At 72.4% G+C, this 17,432-nt stretch carries 16 protein-coding genes; 11 read left to right on the forward strand and 5 right to left on the reverse strand.

The features are described 5' to 3' along the window. Nucleotides 1-300 precede the first annotated feature (300 nt). A complete protein-coding gene (locus RMN57_RS02810; protein ID WP_313761741.1) occupies nucleotides 301-2,148 on the forward strand; it encodes a SulP family inorganic anion transporter in 1,848 nt (615 codons plus the stop codon). 91 nt (nucleotides 2,149-2,239) lie between these two features. On the opposite strand, the gene RMN57_RS02815 is transcribed toward RMN57_RS02810, so the two are convergent. Beyond that, the gene (locus RMN57_RS02815) at nucleotides 2,240-2,533 is read right to left on the reverse strand and encodes a putative quinol monooxygenase (RefSeq protein ID WP_313761742.1); all 294 of its coding nucleotides are present in this window, start codon (nucleotides 2,531-2,533) and stop codon (nucleotides 2,240-2,242) included. A gap of 31 nt (nucleotides 2,534-2,564) precedes the next feature. Continuing rightward, nucleotides 2,565-3,407: a helix-turn-helix domain-containing protein gene (locus RMN57_RS02820; protein ID WP_313761743.1), complete on the reverse strand. Its 843-nt coding sequence runs from the start codon at nucleotides 3,405-3,407 to the stop codon at nucleotides 2,565-2,567. Between the two features lie 188 nt (nucleotides 3,408-3,595). On the opposite strand from RMN57_RS02820, the gene RMN57_RS02825 reads away from it, so the two are divergent. The 5 genes from RMN57_RS02825 (at nucleotide 3,596) to RMN57_RS02845 (ending at nucleotide 10,665) form a co-directional block, all read left to right on the forward strand. Then, complete coding sequence (locus tag RMN57_RS02825) at nucleotides 3,596-4,042, forward strand: DUF1772 domain-containing protein (RefSeq protein ID WP_313761744.1); 447 nt, start codon at nucleotides 3,596-3,598, stop codon at nucleotides 4,040-4,042. 355 nt (nucleotides 4,043-4,397) lie between these two features. Then, on the forward strand, nucleotides 4,398-6,602 hold the full coding sequence (locus tag RMN57_RS02830) for a serine/threonine-protein kinase (protein WP_313761745.1): 2,205 nt from the start codon (nucleotides 4,398-4,400) through the stop codon (nucleotides 6,600-6,602). 198 nt (nucleotides 6,603-6,800) lie between these two features. Beyond that, nucleotides 6,801-7,697, forward strand: coding sequence for a TIGR03621 family F420-dependent LLM class oxidoreductase (locus RMN57_RS02835; RefSeq protein WP_313761746.1), 897 nt, complete (start codon nucleotides 6,801-6,803; stop codon nucleotides 7,695-7,697). Nucleotides 7,698-7,843: 146 nt separating this feature from the next. Beyond that, on the forward strand, nucleotides 7,844-9,760 hold the full coding sequence (gene htpG / locus RMN57_RS02840) for a molecular chaperone HtpG (RefSeq protein ID WP_313761747.1): 1,917 nt from the start codon (nucleotides 7,844-7,846) through the stop codon (nucleotides 9,758-9,760). Nucleotides 9,761-10,176: 416 nt separating this feature from the next. Further along, on the forward strand, nucleotides 10,177-10,665 hold the full coding sequence (locus tag RMN57_RS02845; protein WP_313761748.1) for a pyridoxamine 5'-phosphate oxidase family protein: 489 nt from the start codon (nucleotides 10,177-10,179) through the stop codon (nucleotides 10,663-10,665). A 340-nt stretch (nucleotides 10,666-11,005) separates the two neighbouring features. Here the strand turns inward: RMN57_RS02845 and RMN57_RS02850 are convergent, their stop codons facing one another. Together RMN57_RS02850 and RMN57_RS02855 are read right to left on the reverse strand one after the other, a co-directional pair. Beyond that, nucleotides 11,006-11,488, reverse strand: coding sequence for a hypothetical protein (locus RMN57_RS02850; protein ID WP_313761749.1), 483 nt, complete (start codon nucleotides 11,486-11,488; stop codon nucleotides 11,006-11,008). 77 nt (nucleotides 11,489-11,565) lie between these two features. After that, nucleotides 11,566-12,543 carry a zinc-binding dehydrogenase gene (locus RMN57_RS02855; RefSeq protein ID WP_313761750.1) on the reverse strand — a complete coding sequence of 326 codons (978 nt, stop codon included), beginning with the start codon at nucleotides 12,541-12,543 and terminating at the stop codon, nucleotides 11,566-11,568. 56 nt (nucleotides 12,544-12,599) lie between these two features. On the opposite strand from RMN57_RS02855, the gene RMN57_RS02860 reads away from it, so the two are divergent. The 3 genes from RMN57_RS02860 to RMN57_RS02870 all read left to right on the forward strand — a co-directional run bounded on the left by RMN57_RS02860 (nucleotide 12,600) and on the right by RMN57_RS02870 (nucleotide 14,866). Next, on the forward strand, nucleotides 12,600-12,980 hold the full coding sequence (locus RMN57_RS02860) for a helix-turn-helix transcriptional regulator (RefSeq protein ID WP_313761751.1): 381 nt from the start codon (nucleotides 12,600-12,602) through the stop codon (nucleotides 12,978-12,980). Nucleotides 12,981-13,283: 303 nt separating this feature from the next. After that, nucleotides 13,284-13,949 (forward strand): hypothetical protein, encoded by a 666-nt coding sequence (locus RMN57_RS02865; protein ID WP_313761752.1) that lies wholly within the window; start codon nucleotides 13,284-13,286, stop codon nucleotides 13,947-13,949. A gap of 284 nt (nucleotides 13,950-14,233) precedes the next feature. Then, a complete protein-coding gene (locus RMN57_RS02870) occupies nucleotides 14,234-14,866 on the forward strand; it encodes an AAA family ATPase (RefSeq protein WP_313761753.1) in 633 nt (210 codons plus the stop codon). 155 nt (nucleotides 14,867-15,021) lie between these two features. On the opposite strand, the gene RMN57_RS02875 is transcribed toward RMN57_RS02870, so the two are convergent. Continuing rightward, a complete protein-coding gene (locus RMN57_RS02875) occupies nucleotides 15,022-15,621 on the reverse strand; it encodes a phosphoribosylanthranilate isomerase (protein WP_313761754.1) in 600 nt (199 codons plus the stop codon). A 274-nt stretch (nucleotides 15,622-15,895) separates the two neighbouring features. On the opposite strand from RMN57_RS02875, the gene RMN57_RS02880 reads away from it, so the two are divergent. Further along, a complete protein-coding gene (locus RMN57_RS02880; RefSeq protein WP_313761755.1) occupies nucleotides 15,896-16,342 on the forward strand; it encodes a DoxX-like family protein in 447 nt (148 codons plus the stop codon). Continuing rightward, nucleotides 16,339-17,319 carry a DUF3419 family protein gene (locus RMN57_RS02885; RefSeq protein WP_313761756.1) on the forward strand — a complete coding sequence of 327 codons (981 nt, stop codon included), beginning with the start codon at nucleotides 16,339-16,341 and terminating at the stop codon, nucleotides 17,317-17,319. The genes RMN57_RS02880 and RMN57_RS02885 overlap by 4 nt, the downstream gene beginning before the upstream one ends. The last annotated feature ends 113 nt before the right edge of the window (nucleotides 17,320-17,432 follow it).

Here is a 17,432-nt window from a genome sequence, read left to right on the forward strand (position 1 = left end):
CCCCATCCCCACTCCTCCTTCCCCGATGATGGCCCTTTGGACCGGTCCGACGGGCCCGCACCACACCGCGTCGCGCGATCTCCGACGGCCCGGCCCCGCCCCTTCGGCCCGCGGCCGGCGGTTCCCGGCTCCTGGCGCCCGGCTCCCGGCTACGCGTCCCGGGGGGCGGGGCCGGGACGGGGTCGGGGCCGGGACGGTGGGGGCCTGAGCCCGGCCCTGTGCCGTCCGCCCGGCCCACCCGGCCCACGCGGACGGCTCTCCGACGGCCGGGCCGCCGGGCGGGTGACGGAGAGGAGACCGATGGCTGCCGATGCCCCCGGGCAGGGGTGGCGCCGCGTGGTGCCGACCCTGCCGGGACTCTCACGGCTCCGCCACTACCGGCGGGACCGGCTACGGGGCGACCTGGTGGCCGGGGTCACCGTCGCGGCCTACCTCGTGCCGCAGGTCATGGCGTACGCCAGTGTCGCCGGGCTGCCGCCGGTCGCCGGGCTGTGGGCGATCCTGCCCGCGATCGTGCTCTACGCCCTCGTCGGCTCGTCGCGCCTGCTGTCGGTGGGGCCCGAGTCGACGACCGCGCTGATGACCGCCACCGTGGTCGCGCCGGCGGCCCACGGCGACCCCACCCGCTACGCCGAGCTGGCCGCCGCGCTCGCCGTCGTGGTCGGTCTGCTCTGCGTACTGGCCTGGCTGGCCCGGCTGGGCTTCGTCGCCGACCTGCTCTCCCAGCCGGTGCTGATCGGCTACCTGGCCGGCGTGGCGCTGATCATGATGGTGGACCAGCTGTCCAAGCTCACCGGCGTGGACGTGGAGGGCGAGGGGTTCTTCCCCCAGTTGGCGTCGTTCCTGTCGAAGCTCTCCGAGGTCGACCTGCCCACGCTCGGCTTCAGCGCCGCCACCCTGCTGCTGCTCCTCCTGGTGGCCCGCTTCGCCCCGCGGCTCCCCGGGCCGCTACTGGCCGTCGTCCTCGGCACGGCGGTCTCGGCGGCCTTCTCGCTCGGCGAGCACGGCCTCGCCGTGATCGGCGAGATCCCGGCCGGGCTCCCCCGCCCGGAGGCGCCGGACCTCGCCGACCTGCGCGGACTGGCCCTGCCCGCCCTGGGCATCCTGCTGGTCGGCTACACCGACTTCATCCTCACCGCGCGGGCCTTCGAGCCCAGGGACTCCGAGGTCACGGGCACCGAGGCGTCGGGCACCGAGCCGTCGGGCACCGGTACCACGGCCTCCGGGACCGCGGGCGGCGGGACCGCGGGCGGCGGGACGCGGCTGGACGCCAACCAGGAGCTGCTGGCCCTCGGCGCGGTCAACCTCGGCGCCGGGTTCTTCCAGGGCTTCCCCGTGAGCAGCAGCGCGAGCCGGACGGCCCTGGCCCAGTCGGCGGGCGGGCGGAGCCAGGTCTACGGCCTGTCGGCCGGGCTGGTGGTGGTCGCCGTGCTGCTGTTCCTCGGCCCACTGCTGCGCGACACCCCGGACGCCGTGCTCGGCGCCCTGGTGGTGTACGCGGCGATCCGGATGATCGACGTCGCCGGGTTCCGCCGGCTGGCGCACTTCCGCCGCCGCGAACTGCTGCTCGCGGTCGGCTGCCTGGCCGGCGTGCTGGCCCTCGACATCCTGTACGGCGTGCTGGTGGCGGTGGGCCTCTCGGTGGCCGAGCTGCTCAGCCGGGTCGCCCGGCCGCACGACGCCGTGCTGGGCCTGGTGCCGGGCGTCGCCGGGATGCACGACGTCGACGACTACCCGCGGGCGCGGACCGTCCCGGGGCTCGTGGTCTACCGGTACGACTCGCCGCTGTTCTTCGCCAACGCCGACGACTTCCGGCGCCGGGCACTGGCCGCCGTGACGGAGCAGCCCGCGCCCGTGCGGTGGTTCGTGCTCAACACCGAGGCCAACGTCGAGGTGGACATCACCGCGCTGGACTCGGTGGACGCCCTGCGGCGCGAACTGACCGACCGCGGGATCGTGTTCGCGCTGGCCCGGGTCAAGCAGGACCTGATGGACGACCTCGAAGCGTACGGCCTGACCGAGTCCGTCGGCCGCGACCGGATCTTCCCCACGCTGCCGACGGCGGTGGAGGCGTACCGCTCCTGGGAGCGGGAGGGTGGGCCGGGGCCGGCGTCCGGGCCGGGGTCCGGGCCCGGAGGGGACGGGTGACGGCGGCTCGGCCGTCCCGAGCGGCGTGCGCGGTGGGGGTCGCCCGGTGGGAGTCACCGCTGGACGTCACCGCTGGACTCACCGCTGGACGTCACCGGTGGAACCCGGCGAGCGGGTCGGCGATCTCGACCTGCGGGTCGGTGAGGAGCAGTTCCGGGAAGCGCCCCAGCAGCTCCGTCACGTACGCGGCGGCGAAGTGCCCGTCGCAGGCCGCGCGATCCGCGTACCGCTCGACGACGAGGAACTCCCCGTCGTCGAGTCCGCAGACCGCGTAGCCGAGCGCGCCCGGCTCCTTCCGGGTCTGCTCGGCCAGCGCGGCCAGCGACTCCGCCAGCTCGGCCACCCGCTCCGGCCGGGCCTGCAGCCTTGCCACGACGACGGTCATGGGTCCTTCTCCTCCGGTCGACGGCGACCGGTCATCGGCGATCCGGTCGAACGCGATTCTGGCCGGGGCCGTCGAGCGGCTCGTAGTAGAAATGCGACAGCCCGCCGCCGAGCAGGACGGACGGGCGGTCGCCGCCGATGCGCCGGTACTCGCGGATGACGTGACTCTGGTCGAAGTACCCGGCGTCCAGGGCGGCGGGGAGGTAGTCGGTCCGACCGGCGAGCAGGAGGCTGCGCGTCAGCCGCTGGAACCGCGCGATGCGCTGGAACTCCTTCGGCCCGGCGCCGACCACGGCCGGGAAGTGCCGCTGCAGCAGCCGGGGGCTGACGTCCAGGTGCGCGGCCAGCCGGCCGGTGGGCAGCTCGGCGGGCCGGTGGTAGAGCAGCCGGACGGCCGCGTCGACGGCGGGCGCGGGCGCCCGGCCCGCGGCCAGCAGCCCGGTCAAGTGACTTTCCAGCACGGCGCGTTGGGCGGCGGTCCCGGCGGCGCACCGCACCTCCTCGGCCAGTCGGCGGCCAGCCGCGCCCCAGAGTTCCTCCGCGTCGACCACCCGGTCGGCCACGGCGTCGACTCCCACCCCGATGAACCGGCCCAGCGCGCCCGCGCGGAAGCGGACCGCCACGAACGCGGCCGGTGCCCGCGCGGCGAGGGTCCACCGGGTGCGCCGCAGGCAGACGAGGTGGGCGTCCGGCAGCGGTCGCGGCACCGGATCGCCGTCCGCCCGGGCCTCGATCGCCCCGGCCGTACGGATCCAGAGCTCCCCGCCGGTGCCGGGCAGCAGCCTGGGCAGCGGCTGCGCGTCGGCGGTGCACCACCAGTAGCGGTCGATGTGGGGCCGCAGCAGTGGGCTGGGTGACGCGTGTTCGATCCTCATGGCCGCTCCCCCGCGGCTCGTCGTGGACGTGCCCACTCATCTTCCCCTCCCCCGGGGGCCGAGCGGCGACCGGGGCCAGGTGGCCGCGGCTCGCGAATCTAGCGGCGCTAGACATTCGAGCGCCGATCCGACTAGCATTGAGTCATGACCTAGCGCCGCTAGGTTCACTGTCAGGCCTGGAGGGGAACATGCAGAACGCACTGTCCGTCGTCACCGTGGTGGTCGTCGGCCTGATGGTCGGCGTGGAGTTCGCGGTGGCGGTCTTCGTCAACCCGATCCTCGACCGGCTGCCGGACAACGGCGGGCTCGCCGCCCGCAGCGACGGCGCCCGCACCCTCGGCCGGGTGATGCCCTTCTGGTACATCGGCTCGGTCCTGCTCGGCGCCACCTGGGCGGTGACCGCGTGGGGCGACGCGGGCACGGGGCTCGTCGTCGCCGCCGCCGGCCTGCTGGTGCTGAGCGTGCTGATGTCGATCGCCCTGCTCGTCCCGATCAACTCCCGTGCGGCCCAGTGGACCCGCGACACCGCCCCCGCGGACTGGCGGCAGCAGCTCGGCCGCTGGGACCGGCTCCACTACCTGCGCGTCGCCGTCATCGTCACCGCGTTCGCCCTGCTGGTCGTCGCACTGGTCTGACGCCGCAGCACTCGCACCGCACTACGCACACCACTCCGCACCGGGCTCCACGGCACGGCGGGCGAAAGCCCCCGCGCAGTGGATGTCCGGTCTCATCGAAGTTTGACGAATCTCGATGAGGTTCGACCGGCCGGTCCCGCGTACTACGCAGACTGCTGGAGCCGGTCGCCGCGGAATCGGCCACCGCGCAGTGCTGTACCGGGACGGCGACTTGACCGAGATCGGCTACTGGGGCTGCACCGCAGACTAGGCAGGATGATCCGGGCCGGTCACCTCTCGGGCGGTCGGTCTGGGCATGAGGAGGATGGTGCTCCTACGCTGGGAGCCGATACGACGGATTCGGGGGACCAGGGTGATGGGTCGCATGCTGGCGGGGCGCTACCGGCTGAGCGAGCGGATCGGTTCTGGCGGTATGGGAGTGGTCTGGCGGGCTGAGGACCTAGTGCTGCACCGTCCTGTGGCCGTCAAGACGATCGCCGCCGGTCCGGGGGTGTCGCCGGAGTCGGCGGCCCGGTTACAGCGCGAGGCTCGGGCTGCGGCTGGACTGTCCGACAGTCCGCACGTCGTCACCGTGCACGATTTTGGCCAGGATGGTGACACGCTCTTCATCGTTATGGAGCTGGTCCAGGGCCGGCCCCTGGACCAGGTCCTGGCGGGCGACGGCGTGCCTTCCCCTGCGCGTGCCGTGCACTGGGCCCGACAGGTTTGCGCCGCCCTCGCGTTCGCCCATGAGCGCGGAATCGTTCACCGCGACATCAAGCCCGCGAATGCGATCCTCACCCCCGACGGAACCGTCAAGGTTCTCGATTTCGGGATCGCCTGGTTCCACCCCGCCCTCGGGCTCGAACAGTTGAGCCGGACGGACAACGTGATGGGAAGCGCGCCCTGGATGTCACCGGAACAGGCCCGTGGCCGCGACATCGGCCCGAAGTCAGACCTGTACTCCCTCGGGTGCCTGCTCCACCAACTCCTCACCGGAAATCCGCCATTCGGGCAACGCGACCGAATCTCCCAGCTGGTCGCGCACGCTTCGGAAATCCCTGAGCCGCCGTCAAGGACTCGGCCGGGCCTCCCCCCGGAGCTCGACACTCTGGTCTCCGATCTTCTGGCGAAGCTGCCTGGACAGCGGCCGGCGTCGGCGGCGGAGGTTGCCGCGAGGCTCGGCGCGGTGGGTGAACTCCTCGGCTCGCAGGCCACTGCAGGTGCACCCCCACGCCCCGCGCTCCCGCCCGCTCCGCAGAGCGTGCCCGGCGACGCCTCCACCGGAGGCAGTCGGAAGGTGAGCAGGCGGACGGTACTGATAGGGGTGGGTGTCGTCGTCACGGGTGGCGCGACCGCCGTGGTCGTGCCGAAGGTCATGGACGACGGGGGAAGGGGAAAAGGCAGCGGTGCATCGTCGGGTGAATCCACCGGTGCCGCTGTCCAGCAGGCACAGCCCCGATGGAGTTCGCCCGAGCGGTACGTGCTCGGTCAGGTGGGCTCTGTCCTCATGTCGGGCACCGCCGAGGGGGCCGTTCTCCGGGACGCGCAGTCGGGTGCCATGTTGTGGCAGTTCCCCGACCGCACCAAGCTGATCCGCGGCGACGCACTCGCCCTCTCCACGGACTCCGTGCTGACCGTCGTCGAGTCCAAGGAGGTGCGGTGCCTCGACATCCGCACCGGCCAGATCCGTTGGTCGCATTCCCTGCATGTCGGGGGTGGCGAAGTGAGCGACGGTACACACATCGCCGCCGCAGGGACCGCCCTGTACGTCGCGTTCGCCCGGCATCTCTGGCGCCTCGATCCCTCCAACGGCAAGGTGGTCTGGACATACCAGCTCCCAGGAGACCTGGACATTTTGACGGGTCTGAAGCCGGCCACCGGCCTGCTGCTGGCCAGGAACAGCGAGCGCGCTTGGTTCGCCATCGCGCCGGACACAGGCACGGAGCTGTGGACCTACCCGACCAGCTCCAGCAGCGAAGACCAGACCATCGCTGGCTCCGCCGACGGCAGGATCTACTTCAACGGACAAGACGAAATACACGTCGTCACCGCCGCCGACGGCAAGGTCCTCGCACCGCTCAAGGCCAACGGCCAGATCGTCCCCGAGCACGGCCTTGTCGTCGGCAAGTCATCCGATGCAACCGAGGTGGCCGCCTGGAGCCTCGCCAACGGCCGCCGCCTGTGGACCGCGGCGAATGCCCGCGTGGTGCGGATGACAGGCACCGCCCTCCAGCTGAGAATGATTCCCCAGGGCGTCGGCAACCGTGCTATCGACATCCGCACCGGCAGCCCCCTGTGGGAGGCGGAAGACCTGCGCGACGTCATGCCCGAGACGTGGGCGGCCGTGCCGGTGGCCGGCCCGTGGTGCTTCGCCCCTCGGAACGCCAACTCCGATCTGGTGCTGATCGATCCGGCAACCGGCCGACGAAGCCGTCCCGTGCGGTTCCCGCAACGCACCCTGCAGGTAGCCGAGGTCATTGGCGGCACCGCGTACGCCACCTGTGACGACAGCGCAACTGTCGATGGATACCTTCACAACCCGACCCTCTATGCCGTTGACCGCCCGGACAAGCTCTAGCTGGTCAAACTCCGTTGAGATCGGTCGAACTTCACCGAGACAGGACAGTGGAGCCCGCGGCATTGACCGAGGGGCACGGTGTGCCCACATCGAACTCATGTTCCATTGGCGGAGATCACCCCCAAGTGATGGACTGGCCGGCGGTGCTTGCCGATTGGGCGCGGGCGCAGCCGTTCCATCCACACGCAAGGAGCATTCATGGCCCGCTCGTTCCGTTTCGGCGTCACCCTGCTCACCTCGGCGGCGAGGGAGGAGTGGCGCGAGAAGTGCCGCCGGGCGGAGCTGCTCGGCTACGACGTGATCACGGTCGCCGACCACCTGGGCAGGCCCGCGCCGTTCCCCTCCCTGGTCGCCGCAGCCGACGCCACCGAGCGCCCCCGGCTCGGGACGTTCGTGCTCGACTCGGGCTTCTGGAACCCGACGCTGCTCGCCCGCGAGGTCGCCACCACGGACCAGCTCACCGACGGCCGCCTCGAACTGGGGCTCGGTACCGGCTACATGAAGGCGGAGCACGACGCGGCGGGCCTGCCCTTCGGCACGCCCGGCGAGCGCGTGGCCCACCTCCAGCGCACGATCGAGGAGTTGGACAAACTGTACGGGTCGGGCGACTTCGCGCCGCAGCCGCTGCAGCGGCCTCGCCCGCCGCTCCTGGTCGGCGGCAACGGGGACCGCGTCCTGAAGCTGACCGCCCGGCACGCCGAGATCGCCGCGTTCACCGGGGGGCGCGCGGACACCGACGGCAAGCCGATCATGCTCACAGCCGCGCAGTTGGAGGAGCGCGTCGCCGCGTACCGGCGCTTCGCCGCCGACCGCGCCGAGCCGGCCGAGCTGAACCTCCTGATCTACATGGTCGTACCCACCAACGACCGCCGGGCCGCCCTGTGGCCGGCCCTGGGCGGCATCCCCTACCTCACCATCCCGGACCTCACCGAGGACGAGGCCCTCGAACTGCCGACCTTCCTCATCGGCACGGTACGGCAGATGGCAGACCAGCTCCGGGCGCAGCGGGAGCGGTACGGCTTCACGTACATCACCGTCGTGGAGCCCGCCATGGAGGCCTTCGCCCCGGTCATCGAGGAGCTTCGCGGCGAGTGAGCGCGGCCGTCCCGGCGGCCGTCGGCTGACGCAGGATCAGCAGGCGAGCCGTCCGGCCGCCTACCATCGTGGTGCGCACAAGGATCCACCAGGACCCTGTGCCGCATCCGTCAACCATCGCCTTCGTCCCGAAAGGGGACCCCAGAGTGGCCAGTAGTGTCGAGACGCTGGAATTCCAGGCCGAGACCCGTCAGTTGCTCCGGTTGGTGATCCACTCGATCTACTCGAACAAGGACATCTTCCTGCGCGAGCTGATCTCGAACGCCTCCGATGCACTGGACAAGCTGCGACTCGAATCGCTGGCCGACTCCACCGTCCAGGCCGACACCTCCGACCTGCACATCGCCCTGGAGGTCGACCAGGACGCCCGCACGCTGACCGTCCGTGACAACGGGATCGGCATGAGCCGGGACGACCTCGTGGACCTGATCGGCACCATCGCCAAGTCCGGCACCGCCGGCCTCCTGGAGAAGATCAAGGAGTCCCGGGACGCCGCCACGGCACAGAGCCTGATCGGCCAGTTCGGCGTCGGCTTCTACTCCGCGTTCATGGTCGCCGACAAGGTGACCCTGCGCACCCGGCGGGCCGGCACCGACGCCGGCACCCGGTGGGAGTCCGACGGCGAGGGCACCTACGAGATCCAGGCCGTCGACGACCTGCCGGTGGGCACCTCGGTCACGCTGCACCTCAAGCCCGCCGACAGCGAGGACGGCCTGGCCGACTACCTGGCCGAGTGGAAGATCCGCCAGATCGTCAAGCAGTACTCGGACTTCATCCGCTGGCCGATCCGGATGGCCGCCGAGCGCACCGACGCCGACGGGACCACGACGCCCACAGTCGACACGCTCAACTCGATGAAGGCGCTGTGGGCCCGCCCGCGCAACGAGGTGACCGAGACCGAGTACAACGAGTTCTACCAGCAGATCAGCCACGACTGGCTCGCCCCCGCCGAGACCATCCACATGCGCGCCGAGGGCACCTTCGAGTACGAGGCGCTGCTGTTCATCCCCTCGCAGGCGCCGTTCGACCTGTTCTCCCGCGAGACCAAGCGCGGCGTGCAGCTGTACGTCAAGCGGGTGTTCATCATGGACGACTGCGAAGCGCTGATGCCGAACTACCTGCGCTTCGTCAAGGGCGTGGTGGACGCCCACGACCTGTCGCTGAACATCTCGCGCGAGATCCTGCAGCACGACCGCCAGATCCGCGCCGTACGCCGACGCCTGGTCAAGAAGGTCCTGGGCGCGATCAAGGACATGCAGGCCAAGGACTCCGAGCGCTACGCCCGGCTGTGGGACCAGTTCGGCCGGGTGCTGAAGGAGGGCCTGGTCGAGGACACCGACAACTCGCAGGCGCTGCTGGAGCTGGTGTCGGCCGCCTCCACCCACGACGCGGAGAAGCCCACCACCCTGCGCGCGTACGTCGAGCGCATGAAGGACGGCCAGGACACGATCTACTACCTGACCGGCGAGACCCGCGCGACGGTGGAGAACTCCCCCCACATGGAGGCCTTCACCGCCAAGGGCTACGAGGTCCTGATCCTCACCGACCCCATCGACGAGATCTGGGCCGACCAGATCCCCGCCTTCGACGGGCACCGGCTGCAGTCCATCGCCAAGGGCCAGGTCGACCTCGACGAACCGGCCGACGGCGACCAGGAGTCCGACCCCGAGAAGACGAAGCGCGAGGCCGACTTCGCCACCCTGCTGCCGTGGCTGACCACGACCCTGTCCGAGCAGGTGAAGCAGGTGCGCCTGTCCTCGCGGCTGACGACCTCCGCCGCGTGCATCGTCGGTGACGCCCACGACATCTCCCCGACCCTGGAGAAGATGTACCGGGCGACGGGGCAGCAGATGCCCCCGGTCAAGCGGACCCTGGAGCTCAACCCCACGCACCCGTTGATCACCGCCCTGCGGACGGCGCACGCGGCCAACCCCGACAACCCCGCCCTCACGGAGATCGCCGAGCTGGTGTACGGCGGCGCGCTGCTCGCCGAAGGCGGCGACCTGCCCGACCCGGCCCGCTTCACCCGCCTGCTCACCACCCACCTGGTCCACACGCTGTAGCACCGCCGGGGAGCGGCCCGCTGCGCGCCGCGCGGCGGGCCGCACGCGTTCTCGGGGGATCGGGGCCCGGGCTCGGGGCCCGGGCTCGGGGCCCGGGCTCGGGGCCCGGGCTCGGGGCCCGGTTGGGTCGGGGCCCGGGCTCGGGGCCCGGTTGGGTCGGGGCCCGGTTGGGTCGGCCGGGTGCGGTTCGGTTCGGCGAGCACCGCCGCCTCCGTCCGGAGTGCCACGTCCCGGTGCAGCAATACCCGGCAAACCCCCTGCGTTGGTGGACGGTGCTGCGTGATGCGTCCGTAGGACATTCCGTGGTCGGTACGGATGTGGTGCGTGCCCGGGTCGGGAGAGGCTGTGACCACAGCGAACGGGGCCGGAGGCGAGAAACGCACCGGCCCACCCGACCGACCTCCACAGGAGCCAGCATGACGGCCACGTCCGCCCACAGCACCGAGACGGCGACGACCCCGGGACCGCGTTCCCGCGCCGGACGCCGCCGCGACACCGAGCGCCGCCTCGCCGGGGACGTCGACCTCTGGGTGGCCACCGCCTCGACGGAGGGCATGCCGTACCTGGTGCCGCTGTCCTTCGACTGGGACGGTGCCACGCTGCTGGTCGCCACCCCCACCGCCAGCCCGACCGGCCGGAACCTGGCCGCCTCGCGGACCGTCCGGCTGGGCCTCGGTGCCACCCGCGACGTCACCATGATCGACGGCGATGTCGAGGTGCTCGACCTCTCCGCGCTCCCGGCGGAGCGGGGCGACCGCTTCGCCGCCCGTACCGGCTTCGACCCGCGCACCCTGGCCACGCCGTACCGCTGGTTCCGCATCACGCCCCGCCGCATCCAGGCCTGGCGCGAGGCCGACGAACTGACGGGCCGCGACCTGATGCGCGACGGCCACTGGCTCGCCTGAGCCAGTACGGGCTCGTGGCCGGCCCGGGGCCCACGACGGTCGACCCCGCCGGTCGGATCGCTACGCGAGTCGCTGCGGACACACCGCGGATCCGGCGGACCGGCACACCTCTTCTGGGCCGCCAACGTTCCGCGCGCAGCCCCTTGGGACGCCTACGCGGCATCAGCCTTTCGGATCAACATACCGGCATCTTGCCACGGGTCCCACTGTTCCCACACGGCGACGTCAGGAGTCGAGCAGGGCGCAGCCCGGCCGCCCGGTACCGGTGCGCGGGTCCGAGCCGGCAGCGGGCTCGGGCTCGGCTCGTCCGAAGCCCGCTGGAGACGGACAGGTCGACCAGTCATCGGCCAGGCGCATCTGCTGACGGGTTGTAGGGCTCGTAGTCGACACGTCGCCCCCAACGTGACCACCCGGGAAGCGGCAGGCAGCCGGAGGGGAGGTCACGGTTGCTCTGCACCTCTTTGCTGCCGTCGGCTAGGGCCACCGTCACCTCGCACCGACCTGAGGCGAAGACGGCCGTGGCGTCGCCCGCCAGAAGGGCATCGACGATTGCCGCCATGAGATCCAGCTCCTCCACAGACCGGCCGAGTTCCCACCTCACACCCCCGGCGTCGACTCCGAGGACGATGCCCGCGGAGCCGCCCGGTACCAGCCAGGAGAAGCCGAGCGGGCCCGCACGCTCGGGACGGACGGCAACGTCCCAGAACCATCCGTCGTCCCGTTCCTCGACCCCGGCGACCCCGTCGAGGTCCTGCCTCAACCGCTCGACCAGGGTGTCGAGCCTGCGACGTACCGGATCGCCGTCGGATTCCTCGTGCTGCACGGCATCGGACCCTATCGGCCCCACGACGCCCGGCCATGGCGATTCGTGGGCGACCCGTCGTGTGCCGGAGTCGGCCGTCAGTCGGTGATGCGCAGCAGCAGCTTGCCCGTGGACGTGCGTCCGCCGATGAGCCGGTGCGCGCCGGCCGCGTCCGCCAGGGGGAACTCTTCGGTGACGGGAAGGACGACCGTTCCGTCGCAGACGGTGCGCAGGGCGTGGTCGGTGAGCGCACGCAGCGCGTCGGGTGCGGACTGGGCGAGGGACAGCACGGAGAAGCCCCCGACCGAGCGGCCCTGCGCGTACAGCTCGCCCTGACCGGCCTGCCAGGGCGCGGCGCCGCCGGCGTTGCCGAAGGAGACCAGGCGGCCGAAGACGGCCAAGGCCTCCAGGCCGCGGCGCAGGGTGTCCCCGCCCACCGGGTCCAGGACCAGGTCGACGCCCCGGCCACCGGTCGCGCGGCGGACGTCCGTCTCGAAGGTGTCGGGTCGGAACACCTCGTCGTAGCCGTGCTTGCGCGCGTAGTCGGCCTTGGCGTCGCTGGAGGCCACGCCGTACACCGCGCCGGCGCCCGCCGCCCGGGCCAGCTGCCCGACCGCCGTGCCGATGCCTCCCGCCGCGCCGTGCACCAGCACGCTCTCCCCGGCCCGCAACCGCCCCACCTCGTGGACCAGGGCGTGCGCGGTCGGCAGCACGGTCGGCAGCGTGGCCGCGGTCCGCAGGTCCAGCCCGTCGGGCAACGGGAAGACCCGCGCGGCCTCCGCGAGCACCACCTCGGCGTAGCCACCGCCGTCGACGAGCGCCGCGACCTCCTGCCCCGCCCGCAGACCCTCGACGCCCGCCCCGACCGCCCGGATGCGCCCGGAGACCTCCAGGCCCGGACGGTAGGGCAACGACGCCACCCGGTACCCCTCGGCGCGTGCCTTCACGTCCGCGAAGTTCACCCCCGCCCAGACGGCCTCGATGGTCACCTGGCCGGGGCCCGGCTCGGGTGCCGCGGTCTGCACGATCCGCAGCACCTCGGGACCGCCGTACTCCTGGAACTCGACCGCACGCATGCGCAGAACCACCTCTCCATGAGTGTTCAACCGGAAGCGAACACTAGCACTGTAAGATGCTCATCGAACACTGGCTGGAGGAGGGCATCGCAATGTCGGACCAGAGTGAAGGCGCGAGTCACCGTTCGGCGCCCGTGCACACGCACCCCGACGACGTCCCACTGCTCACCGCCCTGTCCGCGCTCGCGGATCCCGTGCGCATCCAGCTGGTCCGCGACCTGGCCGCCCACCCCGACTGGGCGCTCAGCTGCAGCAACTTCGACGTACCGGTCGGCCGGGCCGCCAAGAGTCACCACTTCTCGGTCCTGCGCGGCGCCGGCCTGGTCGAGCAGCGCGACCAGGGCCCGAAGCGGCTCAACCGGCTGCGCCGCGAGGAGTTCGACGCCCGCTTCCCCGGCCTCCTCGACCTGACCCTCCGCGCCGACGACACCGAGTAGCAGCGGCCTGCCCTCCGCACGGACGCTCCCCAAGAGTCCCGGCCCGGCCGCTCAACGCCGTGAACGCGCACCGATGTCCGCAGCGAAGGCCTGTCGGGGCGGACGCTCCCCCACCGACACGGGCCCGAGGCTGCCGAATCGTCCCGGGTCACAGCACCTGGAAGCGAGGTTGACCCGGATCGTGCAGCCGGCCCGTCCGGACCTCGGCCCATGGCGCTGATGGATGGCCAGAAGAACCGGTGATCATGTGATTTGATGTCCGCCGATGATCTTCGAGGTGAAGAACGAAACGGGGGCACCACGATGGACAGGCTGATGCGGCACGGGCGGAATCTCGCACTGGCGGGCGCGGCCGCCGCGCTCGCGCTGGGAACGACTGCGTGCAGTTCCGGCGACGGCGGGGCGGCGTTCCGGGCCAACGTGGCGCTGTCCCAGCCGGACCAGGTGATGGACGCGCTGCCGAGCCCGGCCGCACTCCCCTCGGGGTGGCGGCTCGCCCCCGGCGCGAAGCCGCCGAAGGTGATCGAGCAGGCCGAGGCTTCCAGCGACTGCCGGAAGAAGCTGTCCATCAGCTGTTCGGGTATCCAGCTGGGCGGGACCGTCCGGTACGAGATGGCCTCCAACACCGACAACGACATCCGGTTCACCCTGCTGACCTTCGACACCACGGAGCATGCAGGCCCCGTCTTCGAGGCGATGGTGACGTCGTTGGAGAAGGACGACAGCAAGGCGCGCCGGATCACCCTGAAGGCGGCCGCCGAGCAGTCGCAGGGCTTCGAGCGGCCCGCCGAGTCGAGCGACGCCCCGAGCGGGACCGTCGCCTCGGTCATGGCGATGCGAGTCGGTACGGTCGTGGCCCTGATCGAGCTGGACGAGGACGAGCGCGACCACAAGACGCTGCAGCAGTTCACCGCACTGGAGGTGGAGCGGATCAAGAAGGTCCAGCAGGGCACGAACCCGAACGCCTGACGCCCCCTGGCCGCGGGACCGAGGCACGCCTCGGAACGAACTGGGACTCGTCCGCAGCATGCCCGAACCGTGCCCGACCGGAGACACTCCGGCCGGGCACGGAGCATTCAAGGGCCTGCGGGAGGCAGTCGGCAGATCGAGTAACTGGCTCTTCTCCGCACGACGGACACGCACTGCGTGAGTCTGCAGCAGCGCGGAGCAGGACCCCCTCGGGCTTGGTCACCGACGGACCCGGCCCGGGAGGGCCCGGCGCCGCTGCCGCATCGACGCAGTAGATTCTGGGCATGCTTTTGTGGATCAACGGCCCCTTCGGCGGTGGGAAGACACAGACCGCGCACGAGATCCAGCGGCGGCTCGCCGGGAGCGTGATCTGCGACCCCGAGCACGTGGGTTTCGGTCTGCACCGGATGACGCCCCCGCCGCTGCGCGGGGACTTCCAGGACCTTCCCGCATGGCGGCAGGGTGTCTTCGAGGTGCTGGACCGTACTCTCGCCGAGCATGACGGCGTGGTGATCGCGCCGATGACGGTGGTGGAACCGGCGTGCTTCCGCGAGACCGTCGGCCGGCTGCGGGCGCACGGCCATGACGTTCGACACTTCGCGCTGCTGGCCGAGCGCGGGACGGTGTTGCGCCGGCTGTACGAGCGTGGCTTCGGGCATACCGTGCGGTTCGTCGCCGGAAAGGACGCACCGTTGCGCCGGGAAAGCTTCGCCCTGTCGAAACTCGACCTGTGCCTGGAGCGCCTGCGCGAGGCCGAATTCGCCGAGCATCTGTGGACCGATCACCTCACGATCCCTCAGGTGGCCGACCACATCGCCGACTCTTCCGGGTTGACGCTCGCCCCGAACACCGAAAGCGCGCTACGTGGGCGCCTTCGCCGAGCCTGGACAGGGGTCAAGCACATCCGGTTCGACTGAGCCACCGCGGCCGTCTTCCGGGAGCGACTCCGTGGGCGGGGGACTGAGGTCGCCCGGGCGCGTTGGCCCACGGCCACCGAGGCGACCGCCGCGATCCCCGGGGTGGGCCGGGAAGGCAGCCGTCCGCATGGCCGGCGCCGCCGGGCCCCCTGTCTTCAGGCGGACTTGGCGGCCCGGAGGAAAGCCGTGATCAGGGCCGGGTCCTTGACCCCGCGCCGGACCTCGACGCCGCTGGAGACGTCGACGCCCCAGGGGCTCGCGGCCGCGATCGCCGCACCGACGTTCGCCGGGTTCAGCCCGCCCGCCAGCAGCCACTTCCCGGCCGGCGGCTTCGCCCCCAGCTCGGTCCAGTCCCACGGCTCCCCGGCCCCCGGCACCGGCGCGTCGAGCAGCAGCAGGTCCTCGCCGAGATCCCCGCAGTCCGCCCCGGCCGCCTTCGCCGCCGACGTGGCGCGGATCAGCGGCAGTCCCAGGTCGGACAGCTCGGCGAACGCGGCCGCCGGGTGGTTCCCGTGAAGCTGCACCGCCCGCACCCCGGCCGCTTGCACGGCCGCCCTCACGTACTCGGCCGGCTCCTCCCGAAACACGGCCACCGTCAGGACGTTCTCGGGCACCGCGGCGACCAGGTCCCGCGCCAGCCCGGGATCCACCCGGCGCGGGCTCTCGGTGAGCACGAACCCGACCGCATCGGCACCGGCCGCGACGGCCGCGGCGACATCGGCAGCGGTGCTCAGACCGCAGATCTTCACAAACACGTTCCCGGACGCTCCCCAGTAGTCGGCGCCGCCAGCGTAGTACCGCCGCCCCTGCCAAGGCGCACGAGGTGCCTGCGGCCCCGGCGAACCCCACGGCCCGTGCCACGACGCGCGGAGCCGCACACCCACAGTTGAACATGTTCAAAGTCGTGCGCCATGATGGGCGGGAGCGGAGACGACCGGCCCCGATCACGGGCTCCGGCCTGCTTCGCCGTTCCCCGCCGCGCCCTGGCGCACGTCCCGTCCCGGGCGGCGGCAGAAAGGACCGTCCGCCGTGCCGACACCCTGGCAGACCCGCTGCGCCACCCTCGCCGTTGCGCTCATGTGGGGGTACGAGGGCCTCTGGTGCAAGATCTTCCCCGGCCGCGCCGACCAGCGGGCCATCGTCGAGGGCCTGCCCCTGCTGCCGGACGCCGCCGCCCACGCGCTGCTGATCGGCATCGGGCTGGCGGAACTGGCCCTCGGGGCCTGGGTGCTGAGCGGCTACGCACCGCGGGTCGCGGCGCTGGTGCAGACGGCGCTGGTGCTCGCCTTCAACACCGGGGGGCTGCTCGTCGGTGCCGACCAGATCCCCGAGCCGGGCCGACTGGTCGTCCAGGACCTGGTCTTCCTCGCCCTGGTCTGGACGGTCGCCACCGCACACCGCGCACCGGCCGACGACCGCACAGCCACCAACGGGCGCACCGCCGACACCGCCCGCACCGAGGCGGCCGCCGTATGAGCGCCACCGCCACCGCCCGCCCGGCCACCCCGTGGGCCGAGGGCCGACTGCTGACCGTCCAACCCCGCTGCCCGCGCATCCTGTTCGGCCGGATGTACGAGGACCCGGCGGTCGAACTGGCCGCCTTCCCCCCGCCCGGCGCAGGTGCCCGGGTGCTCTGCATCGCCTCGGCCGGGGACACCGCCGCCGCCCTGGCCGCCGCCGGCCACCAGGTGACGGCCGTCGACCTCAACCCCGCCCAGCTCGACTACGCCCGTGCCCGGCTCCACTACGGCGCCCCGGCCGTCGCGGGGGCGGCCGAGCGGCTCCTCTCCGCCGGACGCGCCGCCGCCGGCGCGTTGCTGCCCGCCTGGCGCCCGTCCGAGCTGGAGCGCTTCCTTCGTCTCGACGACCCGGCCGAGCAGGGCGAGCACTGGCGGCGCACCCTCGACGGGCCCGGCCTCCGACTGCTCCTCACCGCCGCGCTCCGACCGGCCGGGGCGCTGGCCGTCGGACTCCGGCCGGCGTTCCGCTGCGTCGTTCCGCACCGCTTCGACACCGTGCTGCGGGCCCGGCTCGCCCGGGGGCTCGCCCGGCACCCCAACGCGGCCAACCCGTGGGCGTGGCGACTGCTGCTCGGCCGCGAGCGGCCCGGGCCCGACCCGCTCGGGGCACCGGACCTGCCCGCCGCATCCCGAGAGGTAGCGACCGCCGACGCCGCCGTCGCCGTCCCCGTCGTGCGCCTGCTCATCGCGGATGTGGTCGAACACCTGGAGCGCTCCCCCGCCGGGCACTACGACGCGGTCACCCTCTCCAACGTGCTGGACGGACCCGGGCCCGCCTTCGCCCGCCGGCTGCGCGCCGCCGTCCGCCATGCCGTGCGACCCGGCGGGGTCGCCGTGCTGCGCAGCATCCGCGAGCCGGGGCCGGCCGGTCCGGGCGCCGCCGCCGAGGACCGCTCACTGCTGTGGGGCGTGGTCCGGGTGGTCCAGCTGTGAACCCCTCCCGTACCGGCTCACCGGCGCCGCCTCCGGCACCACGCTCGATGCCGGCCGACGCCCCCAACACCCCCGACGCCCCTGACGCCCCTGACGCCCCCGACGCCACGCCC

The sequence above is a fragment of the Kitasatospora sp. CM 4170 genome, assembly GCF_032110285.1.
GTDB classification, from domain to species: domain Bacteria; phylum Actinomycetota; class Actinomycetes; order Streptomycetales; family Streptomycetaceae; genus Kitasatospora; species Kitasatospora aburaviensis.

Coding starts and splice junctions, on each gene's coding strand:
- RMN57_RS02825 (WP_313761744.1), top strand. CDS start 3,596: ATGCAGAACGCACTGTCCGTCGTCACCGTGGTGGTCGTCGGCCTGATG.
- RMN57_RS02830 (WP_313761745.1), top strand. CDS start 4,398: ATGGGTCGCATGCTGGCGGGGCGCTACCGGCTGAGCGAGCGGATCGGT.
- RMN57_RS02835 (WP_313761746.1), top strand. CDS start 6,801: ATGGCCCGCTCGTTCCGTTTCGGCGTCACCCTGCTCACCTCGGCGGCG.
- RMN57_RS02810 (WP_313761741.1), top strand. CDS start 301: ATGGCTGCCGATGCCCCCGGGCAGGGGTGGCGCCGCGTGGTGCCGACC.
- RMN57_RS02860 (WP_313761751.1), top strand. CDS start 12,600: ATGCTCATCGAACACTGGCTGGAGGAGGGCATCGCAATGTCGGACCAG.
- RMN57_RS02870 (WP_313761753.1), top strand. CDS start 14,234: ATGCTTTTGTGGATCAACGGCCCCTTCGGCGGTGGGAAGACACAGACC.
- RMN57_RS02855 (WP_313761750.1), bottom strand. CDS start 12,543: ATGCGTGCGGTCGAGTTCCAGGAGTACGGCGGTCCCGAGGTGCTGCGG.
- RMN57_RS02815 (WP_313761742.1), bottom strand. CDS start 2,533: ATGACCGTCGTCGTGGCAAGGCTGCAGGCCCGGCCGGAGCGGGTGGCC.
- RMN57_RS02845 (WP_313761748.1), top strand. CDS start 10,177: ATGACGGCCACGTCCGCCCACAGCACCGAGACGGCGACGACCCCGGGA.
- RMN57_RS02885 (WP_313761756.1), top strand. CDS start 16,339: ATGAGCGCCACCGCCACCGCCCGCCCGGCCACCCCGTGGGCCGAGGGC.
- RMN57_RS02820 (WP_313761743.1), bottom strand. CDS start 3,407: ATGAGGATCGAACACGCGTCACCCAGCCCACTGCTGCGGCCCCACATC.
- RMN57_RS02865 (WP_313761752.1), top strand. CDS start 13,284: ATGGACAGGCTGATGCGGCACGGGCGGAATCTCGCACTGGCGGGCGCG.